This is a genomic window from Pseudomonas sp. 05T35 (genome assembly GCF_056396605.1).
In genome coordinates, this window is record NZ_JBFTLU010000180.1 from 1 (window position 1) to 8,217 (window position 8,217).

10 protein-coding genes are annotated in these 8,217 nt (G+C 58.9%); 9 read left to right on the forward strand and 1 reads right to left on the reverse strand.

Annotation, left to right across the window (positions count from 1 at the left end; genetic code table 11):
- The first annotated feature begins 68 nt into the window (after nucleotides 1–68).
- Genes AC1DH9_RS15280 through AC1DH9_RS15310 form a run of 7 tightly spaced genes read left to right on the forward strand, consistent with a single transcriptional unit; the run spans nucleotide 69 to nucleotide 7,067 of the window.
- On the forward strand, nucleotides 69–1,022 hold the full coding sequence (locus tag AC1DH9_RS15280; protein ID WP_054596650.1) for a sugar ABC transporter substrate-binding protein: 954 nt from the start codon (nucleotides 69–71) through the stop codon (nucleotides 1,020–1,022).
- 57 nt (nucleotides 1,023–1,079) lie between these two features.
- Nucleotides 1,080–2,633: a sugar ABC transporter ATP-binding protein gene (locus AC1DH9_RS15285; protein ID WP_427546047.1), complete on the forward strand. Its 1,554-nt coding sequence runs from the start codon at nucleotides 1,080–1,082 to the stop codon at nucleotides 2,631–2,633.
- Nucleotides 2,630–3,628 carry an ABC transporter permease gene (locus tag AC1DH9_RS15290; RefSeq protein WP_427546045.1) on the forward strand — a complete coding sequence of 333 codons (999 nt, stop codon included), beginning with the start codon at nucleotides 2,630–2,632 and terminating at the stop codon, nucleotides 3,626–3,628. The genes AC1DH9_RS15285 and AC1DH9_RS15290 overlap by 4 nt, the downstream gene beginning before the upstream one ends.
- A 3-nt stretch (nucleotides 3,629–3,631) precedes the next feature.
- Nucleotides 3,632–4,651, forward strand: a complete 1,020-nt coding sequence (locus tag AC1DH9_RS15295) for a LacI family DNA-binding transcriptional regulator (protein ID WP_427546043.1) — start codon at nucleotides 3,632–3,634, stop codon at nucleotides 4,649–4,651.
- A gap of 23 nt (nucleotides 4,652–4,674) precedes the next feature.
- Nucleotides 4,675–5,592 carry a ribokinase gene (gene rbsK / locus AC1DH9_RS15300; protein WP_477808373.1) on the forward strand — a complete coding sequence of 306 codons (918 nt, stop codon included), beginning with the start codon at nucleotides 4,675–4,677 and terminating at the stop codon, nucleotides 5,590–5,592.
- Nucleotides 5,589–5,993, forward strand: coding sequence for a D-ribose pyranase (gene rbsD / locus AC1DH9_RS15305; RefSeq protein WP_427546039.1), 405 nt, complete (start codon nucleotides 5,589–5,591; stop codon nucleotides 5,991–5,993). The genes rbsK and rbsD overlap by 4 nt, the downstream gene beginning before the upstream one ends.
- A 45-nt stretch (nucleotides 5,994–6,038) precedes the next feature.
- Nucleotides 6,039–7,067, forward strand: coding sequence for a nucleoside hydrolase (locus tag AC1DH9_RS15310; RefSeq protein WP_427546037.1), 1,029 nt, complete (start codon nucleotides 6,039–6,041; stop codon nucleotides 7,065–7,067).
- Nucleotides 7,068–7,108: 41 nt separating this feature from the next.
- Here AC1DH9_RS15310 and AC1DH9_RS15315 read toward each other — a convergent pair whose 3' ends face one another.
- On the reverse strand, nucleotides 7,109–7,312 hold the full coding sequence (locus tag AC1DH9_RS15315) for a hypothetical protein (protein WP_054596657.1): 204 nt from the start codon (nucleotides 7,310–7,312) through the stop codon (nucleotides 7,109–7,111).
- A gap of 128 nt (nucleotides 7,313–7,440) precedes the next feature.
- Here AC1DH9_RS15315 and AC1DH9_RS15320 point away from each other — a divergent pair, with 128 nt between their 5' ends.
- Both AC1DH9_RS15320 and AC1DH9_RS15325 read left to right on the forward strand, forming a co-directional pair.
- Nucleotides 7,441–7,746 (forward strand): hypothetical protein, encoded by a 306-nt coding sequence (locus tag AC1DH9_RS15320; protein ID WP_054598288.1) that lies wholly within the window; start codon nucleotides 7,441–7,443, stop codon nucleotides 7,744–7,746.
- Nucleotides 7,747–7,909: 163 nt separating this feature from the next.
- On the forward strand, nucleotides 7,910–8,217 hold a 308-nt coding region (locus AC1DH9_RS15325; protein ID WP_477808374.1), incomplete at its 3' end, for an I78 family peptidase inhibitor.

Here is an 8,217-nt window from a genome sequence, read left to right on the forward strand (position 1 = left end):
GGTGAACGGATTTGAAGCGTATGCAGTGCAAGCGTTGCTCACAATAATCATAAGATCGGAGTGAACTCATGAAGCTGCCATTCGCTGGACGTCTTCTCGCTGTCGCTATGCTGGCTGCCGCATCCGCCGCTTTGCCCCTCTCTTCGGCCTTCGCCGATACTGAAAAACCTAAAGTCGCGCTGGTCATGAAGTCTTTGGCCAACGAATTCTTCCTGACCATGGAAGATGGTGCCAAGGCTTACCAGAAAGAACATTCTGCCGATTTCGACCTGATCTCCAACGGGATCAAGGACGAAACAGACACGGCTGGCCAGACGCGCATCGTCGAGCAAATGATTCTGGCCAAGGTCAATGCGCTGGTTATTGCGCCAGCTGACTCCAAAGCGATGGTTCCGGTGATCAAGAAGGCCATTGATGCCGGTATCACCGTGATCAACATCGACAACCAGCTGGACCCGGCCGTCGTCAAAAGCAAGAACATGACCGTACCGTTCGTAGGCCCGGATAACCGCAAAGGCGCGCGTCTGGTCGGCGAGTACCTGGCCAAACAGCTGAAGGCCGGTGACGAAGTCGGCATCATCGAAGGGGTTTCCACCACCACCAACGCCCAGGCTCGCACCGCTGGTTTCAAGGATGCAATGGAAGCGGCGCAGATCAAGGTCGTCTCGTTGCAGTCCGGTGACTGGGAAATCGATAAAGGCAACAAGGTGGCCGCCTCGATACTCAGCGAGTACCCGCAAACCAAGGCCCTGCTGGCTGGCAACGACAGCATGGCGGTCGGTGCCGTTTCGGCGGTGCGCGCAGCAGGCAAGGCGGGCAAGGTGCAAGTGGTCGGTTACGACAACATCAATGCCATCAAACCAATGCTCAAGGACGGCCGCGTATTGGCGACTGCCGATCAGTTTGCAGCCAAACAGGCGGTGTTCGGCATCGAGACTGCCCTGAAAATGCTCAAGGGCGAAAAGGTCGATAGCGGCACCAACGGCGTAATCGAAACTCCGGTTGAGCTGGTTACCAAGTAGTCATTCTGGCGACACAACGGCGCTCGCTCGCAAGGGCGAGCGCATGGAGAGTTTCTTATGTCAGTTTGTGCCCCGAACGCGGTCCTTTCGGTCAGCGGTATCGGCAAGACGTATGCGCAACCGGTATTGACCGGCATTGACCTGACGCTGATGCGTGGTGAAGTGCTGGCATTGACCGGCGAGAACGGTGCCGGCAAAAGCACGCTGTCGAAAATCATTGGCGGGCTGGTCACTCCGACCACCGGCCAGATGCAATTCCAGGGACGCGATTACCGCCCAGGCAGCCGAGCCCAGGCCGAAGAACTGGGCATTCGCATGGTCATGCAAGAGCTCAATCTGCTGCCGACCTTGTCTGTCGCGGAAAACCTGTTTCTCGATAACCTGCCGAGCAATGGCGGCTGGATCAGTCGCAAGCAACTGCGCAAAGCGGCAATCGCCGCGATGGCTCAGGTCGGGCTCGATGCGATCGATCCGGACACGCTGGTCGGTGAGCTGGGGATCGGTCATCAGCAAATGGTCGAGATCGCACGCAACCTGATCGGCGACTGCCATGTACTGATTCTCGATGAGCCGACAGCGATGTTGACGGCTCGCGAAGTCGAGATGCTCTTTGAGCAAATCACCCGCCTGCAAGCCCGCGGCGTGGCGATCATTTATATTTCCCATCGGCTGGAAGAGCTGGCTCGGGTTGCTCAGCGCATCGCGGTGTTGCGTGACGGCAATCTGGTCTGCGTCGAGCCGATGGCCAACTACAACAGCGAGCAACTGGTCAATCTGATGGTCGGCCGCGAATTGGGCGAACACATCGATCTCGGTCCACGACACATCGGCGCGCCGGCCCTGACCGTCAAAGGGCTGAGCCGTTCGGACAAGGTTCGCGATGTGTCTTTCGAGGTGCGCAGCGGCGAGATTTTCGGAATATCCGGTTTGATCGGGGCAGGGCGCACGGAGCTGCTGCGGCTGATTTTCGGTGCCGATGCGGCAGACAGTGGCACGGTCGCCCTTGGTTCACCGGCGAAAGTGGTGAGCATTCGTTCGCCCGCCGATGCGGTCGGTCACGGTATTGCCCTGATTACCGAAGATCGCAAAGGCGAGGGCCTGCTACTGACTCAGTCGATCAGCGCCAACATCGCCCTGGGCAATATGCCGGTGATCTCCAGTGGTGGCATCGTCAATCCCGGTGACGAGATGGCGCTGGCGCAGCGTCAGATCGATGCCATGCGCATTCGCAGTTCCAGTCCTGCGCAACTGGTTAGCGAGCTATCGGGTGGCAATCAACAGAAGGTGGTGATCGGTCGCTGGCTTGAACGTGAGTGTTCGGTGCTGCTGTTCGATGAGCCGACTCGCGGCATCGATGTCGGTGCCAAGTTCGATATTTACGCATTGCTCGGCGAGTTGACGCGTCAAGGCAAGGCGCTGGTAGTGGTTTCCAGCGATCTGCGCGAGCTGATGTTGATCTGCGACCGTATTGGCGTGTTGTCGGCCGGACGCTTGATCGACACCTTCGAGCGCGACAACTGGACTCAGGATGATTTGCTTGCCGCCGCTTTTGCCGGCTACCAAAAACGTGATGCGTTGCTCCATGAAGCGGCGCCTAGGGATCTCCCATGAAAACTGCAATGTCTGCTGGCAAACCTGTAGCGTCTGCTGGCAAGCGTAGTGGCAATTTTTACGGCCTCGGTACCTACCTGGGCCTGGCCGGTGCCTTGCTGGCGATGATTGCGCTGTTCTCGGTCTTGAGCAGCCATTTCCTCTCTTATGACACCTTCAGCACGCTGGCCAACCAGATCCCGGACCTGATGGTGCTGGCAGTCGGTATGACGTTCGTGTTGATCATCGGCGGCATCGACCTATCGGTGGGTTCGGTACTGGCCTTGGCGGGCTCGACCGTCAGCGTGGCAATCCTCGGCTGGGGCTGGAGTGTCTTGCCGGCAGCGCTGCTGGGCATGGCCGCTGCCGCAGCGGCCGGGACCATCACCGGTTCGATCACCGTGGCCTGGCGCATTCCGTCGTTCATTGTTTCACTGGGTGTGCTGGAGATGGCTCGCGGCGTTGCCTATCAGATGACCGGCTCGCGCACGGCCTATATCGGTGATGCCTTTGCCTGGCTGTCCAATCCGATTGCCTTAGGTATTTCACCTTCATTCATTATCGCGTTGCTGGTTATCTTCATCGCCCAGGCAGTGTTGACCCGTACCGTGTTCGGTCGCTACCTGATCGGTATCGGTACCAACGAGGAAGCTGTGCGTCTGGCGGGTATCAACCCCAAACCCTACAAGATCCTGGTATTCAGCCTGATGGGGTTGCTGGCGGGTATTGCCGCACTGTTCCAGATCTCGCGTCTGGAAGCGGCGGACCCGAATGCCGGTTCCGGCCTGGAGCTGCAAGTCATCGCTGCCGTGGTGATCGGTGGCACCAGCCTGATGGGCGGTCGTGGTTCGGTGATCAGCACCTTCTTCGGCGTCCTGATCATTTCTGTACTGGCTGCCGGGTTGGCGCAAATCGGCGCGACCGAGCCGACCAAACGTATCATCACCGGCGCGGTGATCGTGGTCGCGGTAGTGCTGGACACCTACCGCAGCCACCGTGCAAGTCGACGGAGCTGAATCATGGCAACGATCAAGGATGTAGCAGCGCTCGCGGGGATTTCCTACACCACGGTTTCCCACGTGGTAAACAAGACCCGGCCGGTCAGTGAAGAGGTTCGGCTCAAGGTCGAGGCTGCGATCAAAAGCCTGGACTACGTGCCCAGTGCCGTGGCGCGCTCGCTGAAAGCGAAAACCACTGCGACCATCGGTCTGCTGGTGCCCAACAGCCTCAACCCGTACTTCGCGGAGTTGGCCCGTGGTATCGAGGATTACTGCGAGCGTAACGGCTATTGCGTGATTCTCTGCAACTCCGATGACAACCCGGACAAGCAGCGCAGTTACCTGCGCGTGCTGCTGGAAAAACGCATCGACGGGCTGATTGTCGCGTCCGCCGGTGGTGATAGCGGGTTGGCGCAAGGGCTGGCGGGCGTTCGTACGCCGATGGTGATCGTCGACCGTGGGTTGGAGGGGCTCGATGCGGACATGGTGCGCATCGATCATGAATACGGTGCTTATCTTGCGACCCGGCATTTGCTCGAACTGGGCCATCGCGACATCGCCACTATTGGCGGTCCGGCACATACCAGCGTGGCGCAGATGCGTYTGGCMGGTTAYTGCCGGGCSTTGAAAGAGGCRGGCGTCGAAGTGCCGAAAGAATGGGTGCTCGAAAGCGATTTCACCAGCACCGGCGGTTACAACGCGGCGGCAATATTGCTGGAAAAGAACCCGCCGAGCGCAATTTTTGCCGGCAACGACATGATTGGTATCGGCGTACTGCGGGCCGCCGCCGAGCGCAATATCCGGGTACCGAGCGAACTTTCGGTCATCGGTTTCGACGATATCCAGATGAGTCGTTATGTCTATCCGGCGCTGACCACCGTTGGCCAGTCGATCCTGCAGCTTGGCGAAATGGCTGCAGAGGTGCTGTTGCAACGGATCGCGACACCTGAACTGGAGACCGATCGGCGGATCGTGAAGCCCAGCATTGTCATGCGAGAGTCGACCGCGCCGCTGGCCGGCGTATTCGACCAATACCGCTGAAGCGAATTGATGAGTAGGGATGTATGCCAGCAAAAGTAGTGGTTGTAGGCAGTCTGAACATGGACCTGGTAACCCGCGCCCAGCGGTTGCCGCATGCCGGAGAAACGCTGCATGGTGAGTCCTTTGCCACCGTGTCGGGCGGCAAGGGCGCTAATCAGGCGGTCGCGTCCGCCCGGCTGGGTGCGCAGGTATCGATGATCGGCTGCGTGGGTGACGATGCTTATGGCGAGCAGTTGCGTGCAGCGCTTCTGGCCGAGCAGATCGATTGTCAGGCGCTGACCTCGGTCGAAGGTTCCAGCGGCGTGGCGCTGATCGTGGTCGATGACAACAGCCAGAATGCGATTGTCATCGTTGCGGGGGCCAACGGTCAGCTGACACCTGGCATGGTCGCGGGGTTCGATGCGGTGCTCGCGGCGGCCGACGTGATCATCTGTCAGCTGGAAGTGCCGATGCACACGGTTGGTTATGTTCTCAAGCGCGGTCGTGAGCTGGGCAAGACGGTGATCCTGAATCCGGCACCGGCAACGAGCCCATTGCCKGCCGACTGGTATTCGTCAATCGATTATCTGATCCCCAATGAAAGCGAAGCTTCGGCCCTGAGTGGTTTGCCGGTGGATTCCCTGGAGAGCGCCGAGCTGGCCGCGAGCYGATTGATCGCCGCCGGTGCCGGCAAGGTGATCATTACATTAGGGGCTCAGGGTTCATTGTTTGCCAACGGGCAGAGCTGCGAACACTTTCCGGCGCCCAAGGTCAAGGCGGTCGACACCACGGCGGCTGGTGACACCTTTGTTGGCGGTTTTGCCGCGGCCCTGGCCTCTGGCAAAAGCGAAGTCGAGGCCATTCGTTTCGGTCAGGTCGCCGCCGCTTTATCGGTGACTCGGGCCGGTGCGCAACCTTCGATTCCTTCCTTGTCAGACGTACAGGCCTTCAAAGCATCATGAAAAAAACACCCCTGCTCAATATCGCATTGTCGAGGCTGATTGCCTCTCTGGGTCATGGCGACATGCTGGTGATTGGCGATGCCGGTCTGCCGGTGCCGCCCGGCGTTGAGTTGATCGACCTGGCGTTGACCCAGGGCATTCCGGACTTCGTCAGTACCTTGCGCGTCGTACTCAGTGAAATGCAGGTGGAAAGCCATGTGCTGGCCGAAGAAATCCTGCTCAAGCAGCCGCAGGCGCTGCAGGCGATCGACGAGCTGACGGCCAATGCCGCGATAGGCCAGCGGCGGTTGCTGAGTCATGAAGAATTTAAAGTCCTTAGCCGACAGGCGCGGGCGATTGTTCGTACGGGCGAATGTCAGCCGTACTGCAACATCGTGCTGATCGCAGGGGTGACTTTCTAGTCCGCCATATCCCGATTCGATTTATCCACGCACAAGGAGTGCGCTATGTACCGCTATGCTCAACGACTGCATCACCTGATCCGGAGTCTGCTGCTTTTGTCCTTGCTCACCGCTACAGGCGCCTACGCGGCGGAAAAGATTGATCTGATCATCGACACCGATCCAGGTGCCGACGACGTGGTGGCGCTGCTGTTTGCCCTGGCGTCGCCCGAAGAGCTGAACATTCGTGCACTGACCACCGTTGCCGGTAATGTGCGCCTGGACAAGACTTCGCGTAATGCGCGGCTGGCCCGCGAGTGGGCAGGGCGCGAAGAAGTGCCGGTGTATGCGGGGGCACCGAAACCGCTGATGCGCACACCAATCTACGCCGAGAACATTCACGGCAAGGAAGGCCTTTCGGGTGTCACGGTGCATGAGCCGAAGAAAGGTCTGGCCAAAGGCGATGCAGTCAGTTACCTGATCGACACGTTGCGCGCGGCCAAGCCTCACAGCATCACTATCGCAATGCTCGGGCCGCAGACCAACCTGGCATTGGCGCTGATTCAGGATCCGGAAATCACCCAAGGCATCAAGGAAGTGGTGATCATGGGCGGCGCGCACTTCAACGGCGGCAACATTACCCCGGTGGCCGAGTTCAATCTGTTCGCTGATCCGCATGCAGCTGAAGTGGTCCTCAGGAGCGGTGTCAAGCTGACCTATCTGCCGCTGGACGTCACCCACAAGATTCTGACCAGTGACGCTCGCCTGAAGCAGATTGCCGCGCTGAACAACAACGCCAGCAAGCTGGTGGGCGATATTCTCAATGAATACGTCAAAGGTGACATGGAACACTACGGTATTCCAGGTGGTCCGGTGCATGACGCCACGGTGATCGCGTACCTGCTCAAGCCGGAACTGTTCACCGGTCGTACGGTGAACGTGGTGGTCGACAGTCGCGAAGGGCCGACCTTTGGCCAGACCGTCGTTGACTGGTACGACGGCCTGAAAGCCCCGAAGAACGCGTTCTGGGTTGCGAGCGGCGACGCCCAGGGCTTCTTTGACTTGCTGACGGCGCGTCTCGCCCGTCTCAAGTAAGCCATACCCCACAGGTGCCAGCCTGTGGGGGTTTACTCCCTTTACGTGTGGGCGGCGCCCATGTCGTCGATGGGGTACTTCTCGAATACCTGTTCGATGAACTGTTGAGCGGCTTTCGTGCCCAGGTCCTTGACCAGCAGGTCTATGCCAATGATTGCCAGCTCTTCCGGGGTGCTGGGGCTGTAAGAGCTATGGCCTTGGGGCCAGCTGACTTTGATGTCGGCGTCGATGGTCACGGTGGTCATGAGTGTCTCGCGAGGTCGGGAAGTCTGTCTATTGAGTTAACCACCTTGCGCAGCTTTTGGCACTCCGACTTAGGCATGAGCGGAGGGCTATGCGACACTTGGGCTTTGTAGATTTCAAGGACAGTGCTGTGCAGATCGATTTGAATACCCCGGACGGCTTGACGCTAGAGGCAGTGCGCCAGCTGCTGGCATCTGCCAGCGACGATACACACACACAGTTGCGGGTCACCAAGTCGGGGATTGCCTACATTTCGTCCGGTGTTGTTGGCGGAACGGATATCGACGGGCTGCTGTTTCGCCTTGAGACGTGGGCCAAGGGCTCAGGGTATGTAGGCATGGTTGCCGCCAGTGATGAGGTCTGGGTCATGCAGATATTCAACGCATTGAAGCAGAACTGGCCGAAGCCACCCTTTGATTACATCGATATCTACTGAGCCTGCTCATATTCAGTCACGATTGCGCACTGAACAGCAGGTGATGGCTCAGGCAAACTTGCGTGTTTGACGGCTTTGAAGGCGGGGCATGGCGTTGACCATGAAACCAAATGCCCAAACGACTGTCGCACGAATGCAGTTCAACTATTGAAAAGGAGGCGTCATGCCTTGGAAGCTCGCGTCATTGGGTACTTTGCTGGCCGCCGTCATGTTGGCGGGTTGCAGCAGTACCTCCGAGTCGGCAAAAGACCCTGTGGTAGCCGGGGCCGGTAACGGTCGTTGTGAGGCAAAGGCTGCCGAATTCGTCATTGGCAAAAAGGCTTCGCCAGAGTTGCTGGAACAGGCCCGCACGCGTTCCGGGTCGCAGACTGCACGAGTCCTCAGGCCAAACGACATGATCACTCTGGAATACCGTTCGGATCGTTTGAACCTCAACACCGACGCCAACCTGGTGATTACCCGCGTTAACTG